The organism is Pseudotenacibaculum haliotis (genome assembly GCF_042684245.1).
Taxonomy (GTDB): domain Bacteria; phylum Bacteroidota; class Bacteroidia; order Flavobacteriales; family Flavobacteriaceae; genus Polaribacter; species Polaribacter haliotis_A.
This window is the reverse complement of sequence record NZ_JBHULH010000001.1, coordinates 960,883-982,836: the sequence shown is the minus strand read 5'-3', so window position 1 is coordinate 982,836 and position 21,954 is coordinate 960,883. Positions and strand designations below refer to the sequence as shown.

Here is a 21,954-nt window from a genome sequence, read left to right as displayed (position 1 = left end):
ATTTCTTATCTTTGAACCCTAAAACCATATGTCACAAACCAAACACAAAGAGAGAACGAGAGCCCAAGAATCTACCAATGCTATAGAGAGATTGTACATCTCTATGCGTCACTTGTTTAGTAGAGGTTTTTATAAACCCATGGGGGTTTCCGGTGAAACTTTACGAAAATCGTTATTGTTACTTCGCCCAGAAATTTATGGATCGATTGCTGAAGACCGAATTGAGTTGAGCGGATTGGTGTATGTTATAGAACGTTTGCCGGAAGGAATTGAAGAATGCCAGTACATCAGTTTAACCTCAGATGAAGGATATGGGAATTCTCATTTTAAAGTAATCATTCCTCCTAAAAGAAGAAGAAATTGCTATCGTATCGATAGAGATCAAATGAATATCGAAATTACTAGAGGTCGCTCTGAGATTTATGATATTCTTACGCATCTAACCTTCTTATTCATAGAATCACATAAGATCAAAGAAAGAGTTCTTCTAAACTTAGAAGGAAGTGTTACCAGAGAGTGGGAACACTTAGAGGAAATTGTATTACACAACAGAGCTCTTACAGATAAAGAAAGAGAGATCACAATTGCCCACTTAGGAAATATTTTGGGAAGAACATATGATCAAGTTGTAGAGGCACATAAGAGTTTTTCTAGTGAGAACAACCCAGATCGTTTCTTCCAAATTATCTATTGGTTAGGAAAATTAGCGATCAATGAAAGTTGTCACCAAAAGAAGAGAACTGTTACTTTCAGTTCTGTCTTGAGTGAAAGCATAGGTCACCACATCTACGGTGAAATATGGGCAAACAATATCAAAAAAGTTTTAAAAGAAAACGATCTTTTTGAAAGACCTATTCATATTATAAGTGCAAATATGCATAGTGTACTAAACTCTATTTATGCACCTAATGCATTACCTGAAGAAGCAAAGAAAAAAGAAGGTTTCGAGCTATTCCAATTGTTGAGTAGTGAAGAAAGCAAACCTTTGCATAAGAAGATAAAAGAATACGCTTCTCAAAACGGACTGATTTATATCAAAGATACTTCGGGAACTAATATCAATGTTCAGGTTATAGATACTCAAAAAATAGACTTAGGTAAAACCCGTTTCGAAAAAGTAAACTCACAAGGACAGGATCCGGTAATCATAGTAATGGACTATGCTTTTGGAGAGCAAGCTTATGAAACGATGGATGAGTTGTTAAAGCCTTACAAAGAAGACGGAAACCTAACCCACATGAATGTTGAGTCTATTTCCATTATGGGGAAAGCAGGAATTTTAGAAGGAGGGAAAGGAGATATTATGATTCCATCAGCTCATATTTTTGAAGGGACAGCAGATAATTATCCTTTCAAAAACGAGCTTTCTAAAGAAGATTTAGAAGGTTTTGGAGTTGAGTCTTTCGATGGAGCTATGGTTACAGTTTTAGGAACATCATTACAAAATAAAGATCTTTTAAAATTCTTCCACGATTCAACCTGGAATGTAATAGGATTAGAAATGGAAGGAGCTCATTATCAAAAAGCAATTCAATCTGCATCTAAGATCAGAGGAAATATTTCTGAAGATGTAAAAGTAAGATATGCTTACTATGCTTCGGATAACCCGTTAGAAACAGGAGCAACATTAGCCTCAGGAGGGTTAGGAATGACGGGAGTTGTTCCTACATATGCAATCACACAGCGTATATTGGAGCAAATATTTTAATCAAAAAAATTAATAGACAATATTATGTCAACAAACCAACAAAATAGAGAAGAAGAAGTAGACTTAGGTTCTTTGTTTATCATTATTGGTAACGGAATTAAGAAGTTCTTCAACTTTATATGGAAAATTCTTTCGTGGCTTTTCCATTTTCTCATATTGATCCTTTTATTCATCAAAGGAAATATCATTAAATTGTCTATAGCAGCTTTAGTTGGAGGAGGAATAGGAGCATATATAGAATTTTTCAACAAAGAAACCACCTATGGTTCTGATTTGCTGGTGCAACCAAACTTTAAGAGTTCTAGGCAACTGTATAACAACATCAATTACTACAACGATCTTGTAAAGCAGAGAGATACCTCTCTTTTAATGAATACTTTCAATATTAGTAAAGATGAAGCAGGGAAGTTGAGGTTGTTTACCATCAAGCCGGTTATAAATGACAATGATATTTTAGAGTCGTATGATGAGTTAATTCTTTCTATAGATACACTAACTGTTAAGAGCTACTCATTTACACAATTTAAAAAAGCCTTTACAAATTACGATTACAAAATACACACAGTTCATGCAGAGTCTGCTGACAATAAAGTGTTTTCCAAGTTAGATGATGTAATTATTTCCTCTATTGTTAAAAACCAATATTTTGATCGTTTAAAATCTCTAACTCGAGAAAATTTATACAGAACAGATTCCCTTTTAAGAAAAAACCTTACTCAAATCGATTCTCTACGTCAAGTATATATGAAAGTGATGATAGAAGAGGCGAAGAAAGAAACAGGAGGAACAAATATCGATTTAGGAGGAGAAAAAGAAAAGGCGAAAGAATTAGACTTATTTCAAACAAGCAGAATCATAAATAAGGATTTGAAAGATGTGTCTGAAGAAATATCTGAAAAATCAGAAGTAATCAATGTGATTTCAAATTTCCAGCCTGTAGGATATGAGATCAAAGGAATTGGTCAGAATTACATCTTTATTCTAGCGGGTCTGGCAGTTGTTCTTGTTTCAGGATTCATACTGCTCATTAAATTAAACTCGTATTTAGAAAGCTATAAAAACAAGTAAATGCGAACTATTTTAGTTACTGGAGGAGCCGGATTTATCGGCTCTAACTTTGTCCCTTACTTTTTAGAAAGTCATCAAGAAGTGCATTTGGTTAATTTAGATTTGTTAACCTATGCAGGAGATCTCAACAACTTAAAAGAAATTGAAGATCATCCAAGATATACATTTGTACATGGAGATATCTGTGATAGAGAATTGGTTACCTCATTGTTTGAGCAATATAACTTTGAAGGAGTCTTACATTTTGCAGCAGAATCTCATGTAGATAATTCAATTAAAAACCCCGATGCATTTATTCGAACCAATGTTTTTGGAACATTTAACTTGTTAGATGTTGCAAAAAATCACTGGATGAATGGGCCAAATGATCGTAAGGAAGAATTTAAAGATGCTAGATTCTTACATGTTTCTACAGATGAAGTCTATGGAACCTTAGGAGAAACAGGTTTGTTTACAGAAGAAACATCCTATGCTCCAAACAGCCCATATAGTGCTTCTAAGGCATCATCAGACTTTATGGTGAGAAGCCATTTTCATACCTACGGAATGAATGTGGTAACCACTAACTGTTCTAACAATTACGGACCAAAGCAACATGATGAAAAACTAATTCCGACCATTATCAGGAAAGCTCTTTCCGGTGAAAACATCCCTATTTATGGAGATGGACAGAACATAAGAGATTGGTTGTATGTATTGGATCACTGTAAAGGAATTGACTTAGTTTTTCAGAAAGGCGAAGAAGGAGAAACCTACAATATTGGAGGTAGAAACGAAAGAAACAATTTATACATTGCAAAGACAATTTGTGATATCCTAGACGAAAAGAGCCCTAAAGAACAGTCTTATAACGAACAAATAGCTTTTGTGACAGACAGACCGGGACATGATTTTAGATATGCAATAGACGCTTCTAAATTAGAAGGAAATTTAGGGTGGAAAGCAGATGAAAATTTCGAGTCTGGAATTTTAAAAACAATAGAATGGTATTTACAAAAATATCAAGGAAAATAATATGAAAGGAATAGTTTTAGCCGGAGGTTCAGGAACAAGATTGCATCCGCTTACCATTTCGGTAAGTAAGCAATTAATGCCTGTGTACGATAAACCTATGGTTTATTACCCTGTGTCTACATTGATCTCTGCAGGAATACGAGAAATATTGATCATTTCTACACCAAGTGATTTACCTCTTTTTAAAAAATTATTAGGAGACGGAAGTCGCATTGGATGTCGTTTCGAATATGCAGTACAAGAGCATCCCAATGGATTAGCAGAAGCATTTATTATTGGTGAGAAATTTATCGGAGACGATAAAGTAGCTTTGATCTTAGGAGATAATATCTTCTATGGAACAGGACTATCTTCATTATTACAAGCCAATAACGATCCTGAAGGAGGAATCATTTATGCATATCACGTTCATGATCCGGAAAGATACGGAGTAGTTGAATTTGACGAGAATGGAAAAGCTGTTTCCATAGAAGAAAAACCAGAACATCCTAAATCAAACTACGCTGTTCCCGGAATTTATTTCTATGACAACACGGTAGTTGAAATAGCAAAGAATATCCAACCTAGCGACAGAGGAGAACTTGAAATTACAGACGTAAATAAAGCATATTTAACCAATGGAAAGCTAAAAGTAAGTATTCTCGATAGAGGAACAGCTTGGTTAGATACAGGTACTTTTCATTCATTAATGCAAGCTTCTCAATTTGTTCAAGTTATAGAAGAACGTCAAGGGTTAAAAATTGGCTCTATAGAAGAAGCGGCTTACAGAAGTGGGTTTATCACTAAAGAAGAATTACATGAATTAGCCAAGCCACTTTTAAAAAGCGGTTATGGAAAGCACCTATTAGATCTGTAATGACAGTAAAAGAAACACACTTAAGCGGTTGCTTTGTAATAGAACCTCAGGTTTTTGGCGATGATAGAGGTTATTTTTTTGAAAGCTTCAATCAAAAGGTTTTTGAAGAAAGAACAGGTTTGGAAATTAACTTTGTACAAGACAATCAATCAATGTCGCAACGCGGAGTATTAAGAGGACTGCATTTTCAAAAAGGAGAGTTTGCGCAGGCAAAATTGGTTCGCGTAATCAAAGGAAGAGTCTTAGATGTTGTGGTAGATGTAAGACCAGATTCAACAACCTATGGTCAATCTTTTTCGATTGTTTTATCAGAAGAAAATCAAAAACAATTATTTGTACCAAGAGGATTTGCACATGGTTTTTCGGTTTTAGAAGACAACACTATTTTCTCTTACAAATGCGATAACTACTACAACAAAGAATCTGAAGGCGGAATCATCTATAACGATAAGGATTTGAATATTGACTGGAAGCTAAGTGAAGCTGAAGTTCAATTATCAGAAAAAGATAAATTATTACCAGAATTCAAATCGTTACAATCATGAAATACGATTATGTAATAGTAGGAGCCGGACTATTTGGAGCTGTTTTTGCTCATGAAATGAGCAAGAAAGGAAAGAAGTGTTTGGTTATAGATAAAAGAGATCATCTTGGAGGAAATGTATACTGTGAAGATGTAGAAGGAATCAATGTACATAAATATGGAGCACATATTTTTCACACAAATGATAAGAAGATCTGGGACTATGTAAACTCTTTTGTAGAGTTCAACAGATATACAAACTCACCAATAGCCAATTACAAAGGAGAGCTGTATAACCTTCCGTTCAATATGAATACTTTCTATCAGTTATGGAAAGTAAAAACCCCTGAAGAAGCTAAAGCTAAAATCCAGGAACAAGTAGAAGCATCCGGAATTAAAAAACCACAAAACCTAGAAGAGCAAGCAATATCTCTAGTAGGAAAAGATATTTACGAGAAGCTTATTAAAGGATATACAGAAAAACAATGGGGAAGAAAAGCTACGGAATTGCCTGCTTTTATTATCAAAAGACTTCCGGTTCGTTTTACCTATGATAACAATTACTTTAATGACAAGTATCAAGGAATTCCTATTGGAGGATATAATAAACTGGTAGAAGCACTTCTAAAAGGAATTGAAACCAAAGTAGGTGTAGATTACTTTGAAGAAAAAGAAAAGTATGACAGTCTTGCAGACCGTGTTGTTTTTACAGGGAAGATAGACGAGTACTTTAACTATCAGTATGGAAAGTTAGAATACAGAAGTCTAGACTTTCAGCATGAAACCTTAGATACCCCAAACTATCAAGGGAATGCTGTTGTAAATTATACAGAAGCAGATATTCCTTTTACAAGGATCATAGAACACAAACACTTCGAATTTGGTAAACAAGATAAAACTGTTATTACCAGAGAATATCCTAAAGAATGGGAGGAAGGAAGTGAGCCTTACTATCCGGTAAATGATAAAAAGAACTCAGAAGTTTATCAGAAATATAAAAAATTAGCTGAGCAGTCAGATAAAGTGATTTTTGGAGGAAGATTGGCAGAATATAAATACTACGATATGCACCAGGTCATAGCTTCTGCACTAGCTAGAGCTTCTAAAGAAGAATAAACAACACCTATTTGAATGCCTACTAATAGAGGGAATACCAGTAATTTGTTACAAGCTTTGCAAAGTGGAGGTCCAACTCTGATGTTTAAAATAGTAGGGATGCTTTTAAGCTATGCAGTTCTCTTCTTTATTACAAACACTTTTGGTGCCGAAATATATGGTAGATATGCAATTGTAATCACTGTAGGGCAAGTTGCAGCCTTGGTTCTTACCTTGGGATTTCCGATGTTGATCGTAAAGTTGCTCAATGATAAAAAGCACTATGAATCTGGACTCAAAACAAATTTCCTGACGAAGATATTTAGACTGTCCTTTGTTTTGGGAGTTTCTTTTTCTGTAGTTTTTTACTTCACGGCAGAGGCAATTGCTACACATGTTTTTGGAGATATCAACTACAAAGAATTTATAGAAAGTATCTCATTGTTTTTTGTTCCCTTATTATTTCATGAACTATTCTTAGGCTATTTTAAAGGACTTAAAAGTTTTACAAAACACAATGTCTTTCTATTTCTTTTACCCTCTACACTGTTCTTTGCTTGGTATTTTACACTCAAAGAAATAATAACGTCAAATCATGTGATTGTACTGTCTTTCGGACTTTCTATTACAACAATATTCCTTTTAGAGAGTATCTTTTTTCTTAAGAAAAAAGTAATCTTGCCATTAAAAAATATAAAGACCTCATTTCTGATCAAAGAAGCTTTTCCAATGATGTATAGTGCAATCATGTTGTACCTACTTAATTGGACAGACATTTTTATGTTAGAATCCATGAAAAGCTCTACTGATGTAGGAATTTATAATGCGGCCTTTAAAATTGCGTCTATCTGTTTTGTTTTTATCACTGCGATCAATATAGTGATCTCGCCTAAGATTGCAGAGTACTATAATAACGCAGATATTAAGAATATGCACAAGACAATTGTTTCGTATACTAGATTTATTACTTACCTAACATTACCTGTTTTTTTGATCATCATATTCTTTGGGGATTACATTCTAGGGTTTTTTGGAGCCGAATTTATCCAAGGAAGTACAGCGTTAAGTATTATTGTAACAGGAATCTTTTTTAGTGCTCTTTCCGGAAATGTTGATCAGGTTTTAATTATGACCCGATATCAGAAAGTTTTTGGGAGAATTGTGTTTGGTGGATTTGTATTGAATGTAATTCTTAATCTAATATTAATCCCAACTTATGGAATTAATGGAGCGGCAATTGCTAGCTTAGCAACCAATGTGCTGTTAAACTTCACATGTATTTATTTTATCAAAAAGAAATTAGGATTTTACACATTTATCTAGGCTAGCTACATGGAATTATCAATTATCATAGTAAACTATAACGGAAAACATTACTTAGAGGATTGTATAAAGTCCATTTCAAAATTCTGTACTGTTACACATGAGATAATTATTGTAGATAACTTGTCTACAGACGGAAGTCAGTTGTTTATCAAAGAAAAATTCCCATCGGTTGTATTGATCGAAAACTCAGAAAATGCCGGGTTTGCCAAAGCCAATAATATAGGAGCTCAAAAAGCCAAAGGGAAAAACATACTATTACTAAACAACGACACTATTTTGATGAATGAAATCGATTCGTTGTTAGCAAAACTCGATAGGAAAGAAGTAGGCGCTATTGGAATAAAAATGCTCAACGGAGACAAAGAGTATACTCATTCCGTAGGAAGATTTCCTACTCCCATAGGTTTGTTAAAGCTTACGAGCTTGAATGAAAAGAGACCGGATATTGTTACAGGAAATTTCACAAAGGATGAATATGAAGTAGATTGGATAGGAGGTTCTTTTGTGTTGATTACCAAAGAAAACTGGGATAAAGTAGGAGGGCTAGACGAAGATTACTTTATGTATGTAGAAGATGTAGATTTCTGTAAGAAACTTCAAAAGGAGGGAAAACAGATTCTTTTTTGTTCTAATTACAGTTACATCCATTTTGTAGGATTTAATCCAAGCAGAGAATTAAAGCTTATTAATGGATATAAAATTTACAGTAGCAAGCATTTTAGTTTTGTAAATGCTACTTTAGCAAAAATATCCCTGACAATTAACCATGTCTATAAAAGAGCCTTTAAAAATATTCGTTGATGCTTATCTTTTAAATAAAGAGCATCAGGGTACAAGGACTTATATCAAAGAACTTTATAAAGAGTTTTCTAAAAGAAACGAAAAGGCAAACATATATATAGGCTGTTTTAAAAATGCCGAAATTGTTCGTGAGTTTGGCGAATGTAAAAATGTTCACTTTGTTTATTACAAGCAAAAGAACAGGTTCTTGAGAATGCTTACTGAAATTCCTCGTATAATCAAAAGTTACAAGTTTGATTATGCTCACTTTCAATACGTAATTCCATTCAAAAGAAATCGATCAACAAAATATATTGTGACAATTCATGATATTCTGTTCAACGATTTTAAAGATCAATTTTCTTCAGGGTACCGTTTAAAAAGAAACTTTTTGTTCAGATATAGTGCTAAAAAGAGTGATTTCTTGTGTACGGTTTCCAGATACTCAGAAGAACGTTTAAAAAACATATACGAGTTAGGACAAAAGAAAATATACATTACTCCCAACGGAGTAAAAAGAGATTATTTTACAGCATTCGATAAGAAAGAAGAACAAGGCTATATTGAGAGAAAATACGGAGTTAAAAACTATCTTTTGTATGTAAGCAGGATAGAACCCAGAAAAAATCAACAAGCTTTGATCGATCACTTTTCTCACCTAGAATCCAATATATCTTTGGTGTTTATTGGAGAGAAAACACAAACTGCTAAGAAGCTGGAGCAAAAACTAGCAGCGTTGAATGAAGAAACTCGTAAGAGAGTTCATTTTTTTAGCGATCTTTCAGAGAAAGATTTAATTTCGTTTTTAAGAGCTGCAAAACTATTTGTATATCCATCATTGGCAGAAGGATTCGGAATTCCTCCTTTAGAAGCAGCAGCAACAAGAATTCCTGTTTTGTGTTCCAATGCTACAGCGATGGAAGATTTTCATTTTTTTGAACCCTATCACATAGATTTTCATCAAGAAGAACAGATAGGAGATAAAATAAAGGAGATACTATCAAAAACAGATGCAGATAGATTGCAATATATTAGCAGTATTGTCAAAGAAAAATACTCATGGGCTAAAGCCTGTGAAACTTTAGAAATGATAATTAAAGATGGTTAAAGTTCACCAAAGTATATACAGAACAATTTTTGTGTTGTTTTTACTGGCACAAATTCTTTTTCCCTCTGTGGAAATAGTTGTTGTAATGTCTTTTGCTTTGTCTTTTTCCTTGCTCATAGAAAAACGAATACATATTCCTAAACCCATATTTCACATTCTTGTGTTATTGGGAGTTTTAATAGGAATTGGCTTTATTGTAAGCCTCTTCAGCTCTCATGAATTGTATGATGTTATTCGAGATATTATACATTTTAGCAAACCATTCTTGTTGATATTTTCAGGGTTTTTGCTTTTGAGAAAAATTAATGACACTAGCTTCTTTATCAAAGTTGTTGTATACGTTTCTCTGCTTTTTGCAGTCAAACACCTGTTTGTTTTAGCAACATCAACCTATGTGAGAGGCACCATAGAAGAGCTGAGATTGTTGGCAGGAGGAGGTAATTTTATTGAAGTTATTGGACTGCTGTTCTTGTATGTTTTTTACAAGAACCCCATCCTTAATATTACAAGAAGCACAAAGATGATTTTTATGGCAATTATTGCCATTTCTATTTTCTTTTATTTCTCAAGAACATCTCTTTTGGCAATATTGATTCTTTTTCTATCTGTTTACGGATATACAATCTTAAGCAGAAAAGCATTTGAATACTCAATATTTGGAGTTGTTGTTTTAGGGCTTCTGTATGGATACCTTTACACACAAGATCTTGATCCAGACAAAAAAGGAATAGAGAATTTTTTCTATAAAATAAAGAACGCTCCTGCCGAAGTTTTTACAACTCCAAAAGGCTACGATCCCAACAATCATAAAGAGATTTTTGATCACTGGAGAGGGTATGAAGCAATGATGGCTCTTAGAAAGATGGAAGAAGATCAGTGGAGCTATGTTTTTGGAAAAGGCTTTGGTTCTTTGATCGATCTAGGGTTTAAGGCACCTATTGGTGGCGAAGATGGCTTGCGTTACATTCCGCATTTTCACAACGGATATGTGTATATCTTTTTTAAAACAGGAGCGATTGGAATATTCTTTTATCTGTTAATCATGTACAGCATGTATAAGAGAGGCTATGTTTTTGCTGACAGTGATACAGCAAAAATTATGAATCGACTTATTTCGGGAATGGGACTCTATTTTATAATTACCACTTTTGTAATTACAGGATTGTATAATTTAGGAGAGATCTCTGTTTTTCTGACAGGATGCTTTTATGGACTGAGTTATAAAATAAAAGAGAATACAAAGATTCATGGTTAGTCTAGAAAAACTACAACAATACTCTTTATCGCTCTCCTTAATAGGATTGTTGTTGCCAATGAAGATTAGCACCATTCTAGTAGGTGTTTTCTTAGCAATTTCTCTGTTTTCTGCATTAAAAAAGAAAAACTTAAAAAGCATAAGTAAAGAAAACTTCTTTTTTGCCGGATTCTTCCTTTTATTCCCAATCGCTTTGCTGTATTCAAGTGATGTAGATTACGGATTAAAAGTAGTTGAGCGGAATGTCGTTTGGTTTTTAATTCCGCTATTAGTGCCATTTTCATTACAGATGACTAAAAAGCAACTGTATCGAGCTTTTTTAGCGTTTGCTATAGCTGTACACGCTGCCGCTTTGTTATTGATTGTTGTAGCATGTTGGAATTTTATAAAAACCAACGATCCACTAGTGTTCTATTATGATGAACTCATTACTGTTCTCAATTTTCACCCTGTATATTTCTCAGTATATCTACTTTTTTCATTATTAATATTATTTGAAGGAACGTTAAAAAAGTATATCAAATTACCACTATATGTTAGAGCTTTGATTGTTGCTTTTGATGTTGTTGTATTAGTGCTGCTTTCTTCTAAAATAGTTTTGGCATCATTTCTTCTAGTTTTAGGGATCTTAATTTTTAGAAGCTATAGAAGCAAAAAAAGTATTTTAACAGCTCTTCTTGCAATTGTTGTAACCTTAACTGTTGTAATGCAGTTTTCAGAAACAAGAAAGCGAATCAATGATTCCTTGTTTTCATCTTGGGAATTATTGGATAAAGAAACATTTAAATACAACGATCCTTTTACAGGAATTACATTACGTTTGATTACCTGGAAATTTGTGATGAAAAAATTCATCGAAAAGGAAAATGTAGTCTTAGGTTTGGGAACAGGAGACGCAAAAGAATTTATCAATAATGTATATAGAGAAAGAAAAATGGATGATGGAGGATACATAAACTACAATATGCATAATCAATACCTAGAATACGCATTAAAATTTGGTGTTTTAGGGCTTTTATACTTTTTTTCCATCTTATTTTTGTCATTTAAAAAAGCGATCAGAACTAAGAACGGATTGTACTTTTCATTCTTGTTGATCTTTTGCATTTTTTCAATAACAGAATCAAATTTAGAAGTTCAAAGAGGAATTGTGTTTTTTGTGTTGATTAACTCTGTTCTCTATTTTTTTAGTGATAAAAAACTCCCTGTTAATGAATAAGAAAAAAGTAGCTATTATAGGTACTGTAGGAATTCCTGCAAAGTATGGAGGTTTTGAGACCTTAACAGAGCAATTGGTAAACAACCTACACACAGAATTTGACTTTACGGTATATTGTAGCGGCTTGTCTTATAAGAACAGAGAAGAATACACGCTGGCCAAACGAGTATTTATTCCTTTAGACGCAAACGGAAAATCTAGTATTATTTACGATTTTGTATCTATAATCCACGCATTACTCTATGCAGATGTTATCTTATTACTAGGTGTAAGTGCTGCTTTCATGATTCCGTTTATAAAGCTATTCTCTAATACTAAGGTGATCACTAACATAGATGGATTAGAATGGAAAAGAGATAAATGGAGAGGCTTTGCCAAAGTGTATTTAAAATATCAAGAAAAAATTGCGGTTAAGAGAAGTCATATAGTTGTTTCAGATAATTTGGCAATTCAAGAATATGTTACTTCCGATTATAAAAGAAAAACAAGCTGTATAGCCTACGGGGCCGATCATGTGAGAGAAGTAGAAAAGCAAAGTACGCCAAGTAAATATGCTTTTTCAGTATGTAGAATTGAACCGGAAAATAATGTTCATGTTATTCTGGAAGCTTTTTCAGAGATCGATAAAAAGATTGTTTTTGTAGGAAATTGGGAATCTAGCAAGTATGGAAAAGACGTTAGAAATAAATACAAGTCTTTCTCAAATATAGAGATGTTAGACCCAATATACGATCAAGAGAAATTAGACGCATTGCGTGCCAATTGTGAAGTATATATTCACGGACATAGTGCAGGAGGAACCAATCCATCTCTTGTAGAAGCCATGTGGCTAGGACTACCTATTATTTGTTGGGATGTAGTTTACAATAGAGAAACAACAAGATCCAAAGCACTTTTCTTTGATGGTAAAGAGGCCTTAAAAGAACTCTTGAAATCTGACAGTAACATATTAAAACAAGTTGCTGCTGATGTAAAAGAACTAGCCTACAAGCATTACAACTGGAAAAAAATAGCCAATCAATATAAAGAACATTTAATAGGATACGATGATGCGATATCTCTAGAAGATAAACCTGTAATTACAGGAACCATTGTGTTGTATAAGAATGAAGTTGAGATGCTGAGAAAAGCAATTGACAGCTTTTTATCTGCTCCTATCAAGAAAAAACTCTTTTTAGTAGACAATTCACCAACTGATAGTTTGGCGCATGAATTTAGTCACCCGGACCTTGAATATATCTATGTAGGACAAAATATTGGTTACGGAAGAGCCAATAACTACATAAGTAACTTTATAAAAGACCATTCTTCATATCATTTGGTCTTGAATCCAGATGTTTACTTTGACGGACAGGTAATCATGGAATTGATAAAGGAGTTAGAGAAAGATGATAACTTATCAGTAATTGCTCCAAAGACATTATATCCGGACGGAGTTTTTCAGCATTCCTGCAGAAGGTACCCTTCATTCCTTGAACTGTTGTTTAGAAGATTGAAAATATTCAAATCTGTTACTGATAAAGGAGAGTATAAAGATTTGGATCTGTCAAGATCTTTTTATCCCGATTTTATTCAAGGAGCGTTCTTGTTATTCAAAACAGAAGACTATATAAAACTAGGAGGATTTGATAAAAGATTTTTCATGTATATGGAAGATGTAGATATCTGTAGAAAGATAGATCAGACTCGTAAAAGAAAACTGTATTACCCTGAAGTAGAGATATATCATCATTACACAAAAGGCTCTGCAAAAAATTTAAAACTCTTTTTTCACCATTTTTTATCAGCAATTCAATACTTTTACAAATGGACATTTGTAAAGAACCCTAGATAATAAAAATGGCCGAATTTTTAGAACCAAACTTATTACGCTACACATTAATTGCAGCTATTGGCTCTTTTTTACTAACCTTCTATCTTATACCAAAGATTATCAAAGTAGTAAATCACAAAGAGTTGATGGACCATCCTAATGCCAGAAGCTCACATAAACAATTGACACCCACTTTTGGTGGAATTTCATTTTATGTTGTGTTGATGTTAATCCTTTTATTCTTAGGGAAATATGTAGATGATAAAAATCTTGGGCTCAATATTGCCGGAGGAATTACCATTCTATTGTTTACAGGTCTTAAGGATGATTTAGTAGTGATTTCTAATGTATCGAAACTCATCGGGCAAATATCAGCAATATCAGTATTCCTGTTCTTAACAGACTATACAAGCATAAACTTTTACGGCGCTTTTGGTATACAAGAACTTTCTGGAGTTTTAGGTTTTGGATTTATGCTGGTATTGATGTTGGCAATCATCAACTCTTTCAATTTGATTGATGGAATAGATGGGCTAGCAGCTTCAGTAGGAGTTATTACGCTATCTCTTTTTGGAACGATCTTCTATCATTTAGAACAAATATTTTTCTGCGTAATATGTTTTGGATTAGTAGGTGCTTTAATAGCTTTTTTAAGATTTAATTTTTCAGAAAAGAAGAAGATTTTTATGGGAGATACCGGCTCACTTATCTTAGGATTTGTTGTTGCTGTGATGTCTGTTCAGTTTTTAACATTAACCCAAGGAGATTTCAACGAGATTTTTGTAGTTCCTAAAAATGCAATATTTGCTTTGATTGCAATTATTATTTTTCCGTTTTTTGATATGATGCGAGTATTTCTTTTAAGACTTGTACATAAGAAAAACCCTTTTGTAGCAGACAAAAATCACACACATCATATCCTTTTAAGCCTAGGAAACTCTCATACAAAATCTAGTTTATTAATTGTAGCTGTTAGTATAGTAATTACAATTCTTCTTTTTTATACTTCAAAAGAAGTTAATAACTCGTGGCTTTTGTTAGGAATATATGCTGTTGGTTTTCTGTCGTTTTACATTGCCTTTATTAAATTTGCCTCTGAAAAGAAATAATCAATTAGAATAGATTTTCAGAGACAAGAACCCATGAACATACTTATTTTAGGATCCGGAGGTAGAGAACACGCATTTACTCACAAACTTGTACAAAGCGAGAAAACACATCAGATCTTTGTAGCTCCCGGAAATGCCGGAACAAATGAAATAGCAACCAACCTTCCTATCAACCCAACAGACTTTTCTGCAGTAAAAGAAGCTGTTTTACAACATCAAATTACTATGGTGGTAGTAGGACCGGAAGCTCCTTTGGTAGAAGGCGTTCATGATTTCTTCTTACAAGACGAACAGTTAAAGTCGATTCCAGTAATTGGACCAAAAAAAGATGGAGCCTTATTGGAAGGAAGCAAAGATTTCTCTAAAGAATTCATGATCAAACATGAAATCCCTACAGCAAAATATCAATCGTTTACAAACGAAACCTTATCAGAAGGAAAAGCCTTTTTAGAAACATTAGAAGCGCCTTACGTTTTAAAGGCAGATGGATTGGCGGCAGGAAAAGGAGTGTTAATTTTAGACTCTCTTGAAGAAGCAAAATCTGAATTAGAAGAAATGTTATCTAACCAAAAATTTGGAAGCGCTTCCTCTACAGTAGTTATAGAAGAATTCTTAAAAGGAATAGAACTCTCTGTATTTGTTCTTACTGATGGAAAAGACTACAAAATTTTGCCTTCGGCAAAAGATTATAAAAGAATTGGCGAGGGAGATAAAGGATTAAACACAGGTGGAATGGGAGCCATTTCTCCGGTGCCTTTTGCAAATGAAGATTTCCTTTCTAAAGTTGAAGAAAGAGTTGTAAAACCAACCGTGGATGGTTTGCAAAAAGATGGAATTGACTACAGAGGATTTATTTTCATTGGTTTGATGAATGTAGATGGAGATCCATTTGTTATCGAATACAATGTAAGAATGGGAGACCCGGAAACAGAAGTTGTGTTGCCAAGAATTGAGTCGGATCTTTTAGACTTATTCGAAGGAGTAGCCAATCAAACATTAAAAGACAAAGCATTTTCTGTAACTCCACAAACAGCTACTACTGTAATGATGGTTTCTGGAGGATATCCTGAAGGATACGAAAAAGGAAAAACCATTTCAGGATTGGAAAATGTTGAAGGATCTATTGTATTTCACGCCGGAACAAAGAACGAAGGAGAAGAAGTTGTTACCAGTGGAGGTAGAGTAATGGCAATTACGTCATTTGGAGACTCTATCGAAAGTGCGTTGGAAAAATCTTACGAGAATATAAAGAAGATTCATTTTGATAAAATGAATTACAGAAGAGATATTGGTTTTGATCTAGTGTAATGAAAAAAGTAATTGTAGCGCCGCTTTATTGGGGGTTGGGTCATGCCTCACGCTGCGTTCCAATTATTCATGCACTTAAAAGAAATCATTTTAAACCTGTTTTAGCCAGCGACGGAGAAGCACTATACTTTTTACAAAAAGAATTTCCGGAATTAGAGGTTATTGTACTTCCTTCATATCAAATTTCTTATGGTAAAAATCTGAAGTGGAGTCTGGCCAAGAAATTGTTTTCGATTCAGAAAGTAGTAAGACAAGAACGCAAGGTTATTAATGCTTATGTAGAGAATAATTCCAATGTGGTCGGAATCATTTCAGACAACCGATTTGGTGTACTTTCTCATAAAGTACCCTCAGTATATATTACACATCAACTGAATGTTCTTTCTGGCTTTTTTACGCCTCTAACTAGCTTTATACATCAAAGAATCATCAGAAAATTCGATGAATGTTGGATTCCTGATGAATCAGGTTCTCAATTCTCAGGAAAACTCTCTCTAACTACAAAGAAGTTGCACCAAAAGTACATAGGAATTCTCAGTAGATTTAAAGAAAAGCAAAGCACAGAAGAAGCAGGTGTTCTAATTGTGTTGTCGGGCCCAGAACCTAATCGTTCAGAGCTAGAGAGAAGAATGATAGAAGTATTTAAGCATTCAGAAAGATCAGTTACTCTTGTAAGGGGCAAGGTGGAGTCTGAACAGATCAAAAGAAAAGAAGGCAAAATACAAGTTGTAAATTATATGCTTTCAGAAGAGCTTGAAAGTGCAATAAATTCAGCAGAACTTGTTATTTGTAGATCAGGATATTCCTCTGTAATGGATCTTGTATCTCTTCGCAAAAAAGCGCTGTTAATCCCAACAAAAGGGCAAAATGAACAAGAGTATTTAAGTCGTTACTTGCAGGAGAAAGGCTATTTTTCTTATGTGAGAGAAAAAGATTTTTCGATCAACAGTGTAGAATTAGCATTAAGATATGACTTGAAATTTGAAAGAAAAGAATTGGAAGAAGGCTTATTTGGCCTTTTCAAGCGTAAATGAAAACTCAGACCCTTTACCAAAGGTGCTTTTAAGCAGAATGGTTTCATTATGAGCTTCAATAATATGCTTTACAATAGATAATCCTAACCCGGAACCACCTTGTTCTCTAGATCTACTTTGATCCACTCTGTAAAAACGTTCAAACAAACGAGAAAGATGCTCTTGCTTAATTCCTTCTCCGTTATCAATTACTTTAATAATGAACTTATTTTCACTGTAAGATTCTATTCCTATGGTTGTAGTTCCGTTGGTTTTCCCGTATTTAATAGAGTTTACGATTAGATTGATCAAGACTTGTTCTATACGCTCAATATCTCCTTTAACAAAAATTGGAAACTCATGAGTTTTGTCAAATTGTAAGGAAATATTTCGTTTTTTAGCTCTCATTTCGAAAAGATCAAAAACATTTTGAATCACATCCAAAATATTAAAAACCTCAATATTCATTTTAACTCCTTCATTCTCTAATTTGGCGATCATATCCAGATCTTTTACAATAGAAACCAAACGCTCTACACCTTTATTGGCTCTATCCAAATATTTATCGCGAATCATTTTATCGTTAACAGCCCCCTCAATCAAAGTTAAAATATACCCTTGCACGGTAAACAGAGGAGTCTTTAACTCGTGAGAAACATTTCCTAAGAAATCTCTTCTAAAAGAATCTCTTTCTGTTAGATTTTGAATCTCTACACGTTTTCCTTCTACGTAATCCTGTACACTCTTTGATAAAGATTCGATATCGGTAGTGGCAGACGATCTGTTAAAATCATCGGCATTTAAAATAGATACTTCGTCGTAGATTCTTTTGATTCTCTTGTAGATAAAGCGCTCGGCTCTATATTGAGTGATAAAGAATGATAAACTAAAAACAAGAATAACAAACGAAACAAGCGCAATAATTTCTTTGTCTTCAAAAAAGAAAAAGTACAACAGTGCAGCTGCGGCAACAGAAGAAAGGGTCAAATAGATAGATGACCAAAGAGCAAAGGAATATGTCTTTTTAAGCTTCATAAAGAGCAAATTTATTTATCTGCTCCCTCTAATACAAATTTGTATCCAACACCTTTTACAGTTTTGAAATACTTATCACCAATCTTTTCCCTTAGCTTTCTGATGTGAACATCAATAGTTCTTCCTCCAACGACAACTTCATTTCCCCATACATTATCTAAGATTACTTCTCTCTTGAAAACCTTTCCGGGTTTAGAAGTTAAAAGAGAAAGCAGTTCAAACTCTTTTCTTGGGAGAGTGATCTTTTGATCACCTTTCATAATAATGTACTCCTCTCTATTAATAACAATGTCGCCAATTTGAGTAGTGGTATCTACCTTTTCTTCGGCTTTCATTCTTCTTAATAAAGACTTTACCTTACTCATTAAAACCTTTGGTTTTACAGGTTTGGTGATATAATCATCTGCACCTGCATCAAACCCGGCTACTTGAGAATAATCCTCACCTCTGGCAGTAAGAAAAGCAATTAATGTGTTTTCAAGACTTTTTACACTTCTTATTTTTTCACAAGCTTCGATCCCGTCCATTTCTGGCATCATGATGTCTAATAAGATAAGGTGTGGAGTGATTTTTTTTGCAGCTTTAATAGCTTCCATACCATTACTGGCAGTGTGTACTTGGTATCCTTCGTTCTTTAAGTTGTACCCTACAATCTCTAAAATGTCTGGCTCATCATCAACAAGAAGGATCTTAATGTCACTATTGTTCATGTTTTTAGTGAATAGTTATGTTCAAAAGTAGCGATTAAATAATAAATAGCAAGAGCTTAACAATCATTTAATCTGGTAACGTTTCGATAACATTGGTATAACCGAACCATAATATATGAGTAACCTTTTCTTTACAAGACTGAGGGATTTTTGCACTTTAAAATCATTGTATTAAAGAACATAAATGAAAAAACTTTTATTAATTCTTGCTATCATCTTTTGCCAAGTGGCATTAGCGCAAGATAAAGGAACAATTAAAGGAACATTATTAGACAAAGAAATGAATAATGAACCTTTATCATTTGCCAGTGTTATTTTAAAAGGAACCATAATTGGAACAGAAACTGATCTAGATGGTAAGTTTTCCTTATCTGTGGCACCTGGAAACTACACGGTAGTTTTTAGCTTTTTAGGGTATAAAAGCTTAGAGGTTCCTGTTGTGGTAAAAGCAGGGGAAACTGTAACTGTAGACAGAACTTTAAGTGCTTCAGAAGGAGTTGCCTTAGAGGAAGTGCAGATTAAAGCAACAACTAGTAAAGAAAAGGAAAGCGCTTTATTACTTGATCAAAAGAAAGCAGTAACGATTGATCAAAAAATAGGAACGCAAGAATTAAGTAGAAAAGGAGTTGGTGATGTTGCTACGGCATTAACAAAAACTACCGGGATTTCTAAACAACAAGGTACCGGAGGTGTTTTTGTTAGAGGTTTGGGAGATAGATATAACATTACTACTTTAAATGGATTACCATTACCATCAAACAATCCATCAAGAAAAAACATCGACTTAGATATTTTCTCTACAGATATCATCGAGTTTATCTCTATTGATAAAACACTAAACCCAAAAAACTACGGAGATTTTAGTGGAGCGAATGTAGATATTGTATCAAAAAGATACACAGGAAAAGGATTTATTGAAGTAGGAGTTGGATCTTCAGTAAACTCTGAAGCAATTGCACAAGACGCATTTTTCTTAAATGACGGGCCTAACAAAAGCGGGTTTTATCAAATCGGAATTCCTGGATTCCCTTTAAATAACTATAACTTCACAACTAGCTGGGATCGTGTAGAAGCAAACACTCCAATTAATGTGAACTTCTCTTTAAAAGCGGGAGATTCTTATGATCTTGGAGAAGAAACCAAACTTAGTTTGTTTGGAGTAGCTTCTTTTGATAATGGATATAAATTCAGAGAAGGTATTTCTAGAGGTAGTGTAAACGTTGGAGGAGTAGCAAGGAGAGATTATACATTCTCAAACTATGTATACAATACCAATACTACTGCAATGGGGAACGTGAGATTGAAGCACAAAACTCACGAATTCAAGTACAATGCTTTAATGATTAATACATCAAACCAAACACAAGAAGAGTACTTTGGTATCGTAGATATCTTTGATTATGCGCCAGAAGGAGGAGCTTTTGTACAAAGAGCAGTATTTGATAGAACAGAATTATTCGTTCACCAATTATTAGGAGAGCACAAGTTAGGAGAGCAATATGAAGTAAACTGGGGAGCAGCTTATAACTATGTGAAGAGTGATACTCCAAACAGAAGACAGATTATTTTAACTCCAGATGATTGGGATGTTCCTAACGGACCAAAATCATTTAGAGAAACATTAAACGATTCTGATAACCACAGATTTTTCCAAGATTTAGAAGAAGAAGAATTAGCAGGAAACTTTTCGGCAGTATATAAATTCAAAAAAGATGAAGATGATAATTTCTTAGGGAAACTTACTGTGGGATATAGCGGAAGATTCAAAACTGTAGACTTCGAATCAACTCAGTTTAATTTTAGAATCAATAACAGTGGAGGAGCTGCAGTACCACAGCCTATCATTACTGATATCTATAACTTAGATAGTTATTTTAACCAACAAAGTTTTAATGCGAATTTGTTTAGCATTAGAACCTTTAGAGGAGGTTTAGGAGCAAACACAGATGTGTTACGTCCACAAACGTATGGTGGAGAGCAAAACATCAATGCAGGATATGCAACAGTTGAATATGCGTTCAATGAAAAATTAACTGGTGTATTTGGAATTAGAGGAGAGCAAATCAATCAGACATTAAACTTTGATACTTCTTTGAACTCAGGAACTAATGAATTAGATCAGTTTGAAGTATTGCCATCGATCTCTTTAAAATATGAATTGAACGAAAAGCAAAATTTAAAATTTGCAGCTAGTAAATCATATACATTACCACAATTCAAGGAAAGAGCACCTTTCCAGTTTGATGAGTCACCAACTCAAACAACATTAGGAAACCCTGCTTTGTATACGTCAACCAATTATAACTTCGACCTTAAGTGGGATTTCTTCCCAAAATCTAGCGAGATTATCTCTGTAGGAGCTTTTGCAAGATTTATTAATGATCCAATCAACCAAGCTACAATTAACTCGGCATCTAACGATGTGAGTTGGGTTAATTCAGGAGACCAAGCTCAAGCTTTTGGAGTTGAATTTGAAATAAGAAAGAATCTTTTTGAATCAGAAGAAGAAACAGAAGATAAAACGTTGAATACAAAATTAACTGGAGGACTGAATTTATCATACTTGAACGCTACACAAGATTTGGATGGAGATAAAGTAGTTGCAGAATCTGCAGCAGCAGGTTTCCCATTAAGTATTGACTTCTCTGAATCTAAAAGTGGATTAACAGGAGCCTCAGATATTCTTGTGAATGCTGATGTAAGCTTTTTGAAAGAATACAAAAAAGATAGAAGTATTCAAGCTACGTTGGCATACAACTACTTCTCAGATAGAATATTTGCATTCGGAACAGAAGGGAAAGGAAACATAGTAGATTCAGGTTTCGGAACATTGGATTTCGTATTCAAATCTAAATTGAACAAAAACTTAGGAGTAGGGTTTACAGCAAAGAACTTATTAAACCCGGCTATTGAGAGAGTACAGGAAAATCAGAATGTTACGATTTCATCTTTTAAAGTTGGAATGGATATTAAGTTATCGTTAACGTATAACTTTTAATTAACACTGAAGTAAC

The 21,954-nt window shown here is 33.8% G+C and carries 18 protein-coding genes; 16 read left to right on the top strand and 2 right to left on the bottom strand.

Features of this window, described 5'->3' with window-relative positions:
* Window positions 1-28 precede the first annotated feature (28 nt).
* The 15 genes from ACFSRZ_RS04690 (at window position 29) to ACFSRZ_RS04620 (ending at window position 17,216) form a co-directional block, all read left to right on the top strand.
* A complete protein-coding gene (locus tag ACFSRZ_RS04690; RefSeq protein ID WP_379665363.1) occupies window positions 29-1,708 on the top strand; it encodes a DUF6909 family protein in 1,680 nt (559 codons plus the stop codon).
* 24 nt (window positions 1,709-1,732) lie between these two features.
* Complete coding sequence (locus ACFSRZ_RS04685; RefSeq protein WP_379665362.1) at window positions 1,733-2,776, top strand: hypothetical protein; 1,044 nt, start codon at window positions 1,733-1,735, stop codon at window positions 2,774-2,776.
* The gene (rfbB, locus tag ACFSRZ_RS04680; RefSeq protein WP_379665361.1) at window positions 2,777-3,790 is read left to right on the top strand and encodes a dTDP-glucose 4,6-dehydratase; all 1,014 of its coding nucleotides are present in this window, start codon (window positions 2,777-2,779) and stop codon (window positions 3,788-3,790) included.
* A gap of 1 nt (window position 3,791) precedes the next feature.
* The gene (gene rfbA, locus ACFSRZ_RS04675; RefSeq protein WP_379665360.1) at window positions 3,792-4,646 is read left to right on the top strand and encodes a glucose-1-phosphate thymidylyltransferase RfbA; all 855 of its coding nucleotides are present in this window, start codon (window positions 3,792-3,794) and stop codon (window positions 4,644-4,646) included.
* Window positions 4,646-5,191 carry a dTDP-4-dehydrorhamnose 3,5-epimerase gene (gene rfbC, locus ACFSRZ_RS04670; RefSeq protein WP_379665359.1) on the top strand — a complete coding sequence of 182 codons (546 nt, stop codon included), beginning with the start codon at window positions 4,646-4,648 and terminating at the stop codon, window positions 5,189-5,191. Before rfbA ends, rfbC begins: the two co-directional genes overlap by 1 nt.
* On the top strand, window positions 5,188-6,285 hold the full coding sequence (gene glf / locus ACFSRZ_RS04665; RefSeq protein ID WP_379665358.1) for a UDP-galactopyranose mutase: 1,098 nt from the start codon (window positions 5,188-5,190) through the stop codon (window positions 6,283-6,285). The genes rfbC and glf overlap by 4 nt, the downstream gene beginning before the upstream one ends.
* Window positions 6,286-6,300: 15 nt before the next feature.
* Window positions 6,301-7,587: a flippase gene (locus ACFSRZ_RS04660; RefSeq protein WP_379665357.1), complete on the top strand. Its 1,287-nt coding sequence runs from the start codon at window positions 6,301-6,303 to the stop codon at window positions 7,585-7,587.
* A gap of 9 nt (window positions 7,588-7,596) precedes the next feature.
* Window positions 7,597-8,391 carry a glycosyltransferase family 2 protein gene (locus ACFSRZ_RS04655; RefSeq protein WP_379665356.1) on the top strand — a complete coding sequence of 265 codons (795 nt, stop codon included), beginning with the start codon at window positions 7,597-7,599 and terminating at the stop codon, window positions 8,389-8,391.
* The gene (locus ACFSRZ_RS04650; RefSeq protein WP_379665355.1) at window positions 8,357-9,478 is read left to right on the top strand and encodes a glycosyltransferase family 4 protein; all 1,122 of its coding nucleotides are present in this window, start codon (window positions 8,357-8,359) and stop codon (window positions 9,476-9,478) included. The genes ACFSRZ_RS04655 and ACFSRZ_RS04650 overlap by 35 nt, the downstream gene beginning before the upstream one ends.
* Before the next feature lie 67 nt (window positions 9,479-9,545).
* A complete protein-coding gene (locus tag ACFSRZ_RS04645; RefSeq protein WP_379665354.1) occupies window positions 9,546-10,733 on the top strand; it encodes an O-antigen ligase family protein in 1,188 nt (395 codons plus the stop codon).
* Entirely contained in the window at window positions 10,726-11,952 is a 1,227-nt protein-coding gene (locus tag ACFSRZ_RS04640; protein ID WP_379665353.1) for an O-antigen ligase family protein, read from the top strand. Before ACFSRZ_RS04645 ends, ACFSRZ_RS04640 begins: the two co-directional genes overlap by 8 nt.
* The gene (locus ACFSRZ_RS04635; protein WP_379665352.1) at window positions 11,945-13,786 is read left to right on the top strand and encodes a DUF1972 domain-containing protein; all 1,842 of its coding nucleotides are present in this window, start codon (window positions 11,945-11,947) and stop codon (window positions 13,784-13,786) included. The genes ACFSRZ_RS04640 and ACFSRZ_RS04635 overlap by 8 nt, the downstream gene beginning before the upstream one ends.
* Before the next feature lie 5 nt (window positions 13,787-13,791).
* On the top strand, window positions 13,792-14,874 hold the full coding sequence (locus ACFSRZ_RS04630) for a glycosyltransferase family 4 protein (RefSeq protein WP_379665351.1): 1,083 nt from the start codon (window positions 13,792-13,794) through the stop codon (window positions 14,872-14,874).
* 33 nt (window positions 14,875-14,907) lie between these two features.
* Complete coding sequence (purD, locus tag ACFSRZ_RS04625; RefSeq protein WP_379665350.1) at window positions 14,908-16,182, top strand: phosphoribosylamine--glycine ligase; 1,275 nt, start codon at window positions 14,908-14,910, stop codon at window positions 16,180-16,182.
* Window positions 16,182-17,216: a glycosyltransferase gene (locus tag ACFSRZ_RS04620; RefSeq protein ID WP_379665349.1), complete on the top strand. Its 1,035-nt coding sequence runs from the start codon at window positions 16,182-16,184 to the stop codon at window positions 17,214-17,216. Before purD ends, ACFSRZ_RS04620 begins: the two co-directional genes overlap by 1 nt.
* Here ACFSRZ_RS04620 and ACFSRZ_RS04615 read toward each other — a convergent pair.
* Entirely contained in the window at window positions 17,190-18,230 is a 1,041-nt protein-coding gene (locus ACFSRZ_RS04615) for a sensor histidine kinase (RefSeq protein WP_379665348.1), read from the bottom strand. The genes ACFSRZ_RS04620 and ACFSRZ_RS04615 overlap by 27 nt on opposite strands.
* Before the next feature lie 11 nt (window positions 18,231-18,241).
* Window positions 18,242-18,940, bottom strand: a complete 699-nt coding sequence (locus ACFSRZ_RS04610; protein ID WP_379665347.1) for a response regulator transcription factor — start codon at window positions 18,938-18,940, stop codon at window positions 18,242-18,244.
* Between the two features lie 184 nt (window positions 18,941-19,124).
* Between ACFSRZ_RS04610 and ACFSRZ_RS04605 the strand changes: the two genes are divergently transcribed.
* Window positions 19,125-21,938, top strand: a complete 2,814-nt coding sequence (locus ACFSRZ_RS04605) for a TonB-dependent receptor (protein WP_379665346.1) — start codon at window positions 19,125-19,127, stop codon at window positions 21,936-21,938.
* The last annotated feature ends 16 nt before the right edge of the window (window positions 21,939-21,954 follow it).

What these genes read in the sequence shown, in the direction of transcription:
- ACFSRZ_RS04690 (WP_379665363.1), top strand. Translation starts at nt 29, where the DNA reads ATGTCACAAACCAAACACAAAGAGAGAACGAGAGCCCAAGAATCTACC.
- ACFSRZ_RS04685 (WP_379665362.1), top strand. Translation starts at nt 1,733, where the DNA reads ATGTCAACAAACCAACAAAATAGAGAAGAAGAAGTAGACTTAGGTTCT.
- rfbB (WP_379665361.1), top strand. Translation starts at nt 2,777, where the DNA reads ATGCGAACTATTTTAGTTACTGGAGGAGCCGGATTTATCGGCTCTAAC.
- rfbA (WP_379665360.1), top strand. Translation starts at nt 3,792, where the DNA reads ATGAAAGGAATAGTTTTAGCCGGAGGTTCAGGAACAAGATTGCATCCG.
- rfbC (WP_379665359.1), top strand. Translation starts at nt 4,646, where the DNA reads ATGACAGTAAAAGAAACACACTTAAGCGGTTGCTTTGTAATAGAACCT.
- glf (WP_379665358.1), top strand. Translation starts at nt 5,188, where the DNA reads ATGAAATACGATTATGTAATAGTAGGAGCCGGACTATTTGGAGCTGTT.
- ACFSRZ_RS04660 (WP_379665357.1), top strand. Translation starts at nt 6,301, where the DNA reads ATGCCTACTAATAGAGGGAATACCAGTAATTTGTTACAAGCTTTGCAA.
- ACFSRZ_RS04655 (WP_379665356.1), top strand. Translation starts at nt 7,597, where the DNA reads ATGGAATTATCAATTATCATAGTAAACTATAACGGAAAACATTACTTA.
- ACFSRZ_RS04650 (WP_379665355.1), top strand. Translation starts at nt 8,357, where the DNA reads ATGTCTATAAAAGAGCCTTTAAAAATATTCGTTGATGCTTATCTTTTA.
- ACFSRZ_RS04640 (WP_379665353.1), top strand. Translation starts at nt 10,726, where the DNA reads ATGGTTAGTCTAGAAAAACTACAACAATACTCTTTATCGCTCTCCTTA.
- ACFSRZ_RS04635 (WP_379665352.1), top strand. Translation starts at nt 11,945, where the DNA reads ATGAATAAGAAAAAAGTAGCTATTATAGGTACTGTAGGAATTCCTGCA.
- ACFSRZ_RS04630 (WP_379665351.1), top strand. Translation starts at nt 13,792, where the DNA reads ATGGCCGAATTTTTAGAACCAAACTTATTACGCTACACATTAATTGCA.
- purD (WP_379665350.1), top strand. Translation starts at nt 14,908, where the DNA reads ATGAACATACTTATTTTAGGATCCGGAGGTAGAGAACACGCATTTACT.
- ACFSRZ_RS04620 (WP_379665349.1), top strand. Translation starts at nt 16,182, where the DNA reads ATGAAAAAAGTAATTGTAGCGCCGCTTTATTGGGGGTTGGGTCATGCC.
- ACFSRZ_RS04615 (WP_379665348.1), bottom strand. Translation starts at nt 18,230, where the DNA reads ATGAAGCTTAAAAAGACATATTCCTTTGCTCTTTGGTCATCTATCTAT.
- ACFSRZ_RS04610 (WP_379665347.1), bottom strand. Translation starts at nt 18,940, where the DNA reads ATGAACAATAGTGACATTAAGATCCTTCTTGTTGATGATGAGCCAGAC.
- ACFSRZ_RS04605 (WP_379665346.1), top strand. Translation starts at nt 19,125, where the DNA reads ATGAAAAAACTTTTATTAATTCTTGCTATCATCTTTTGCCAAGTGGCA.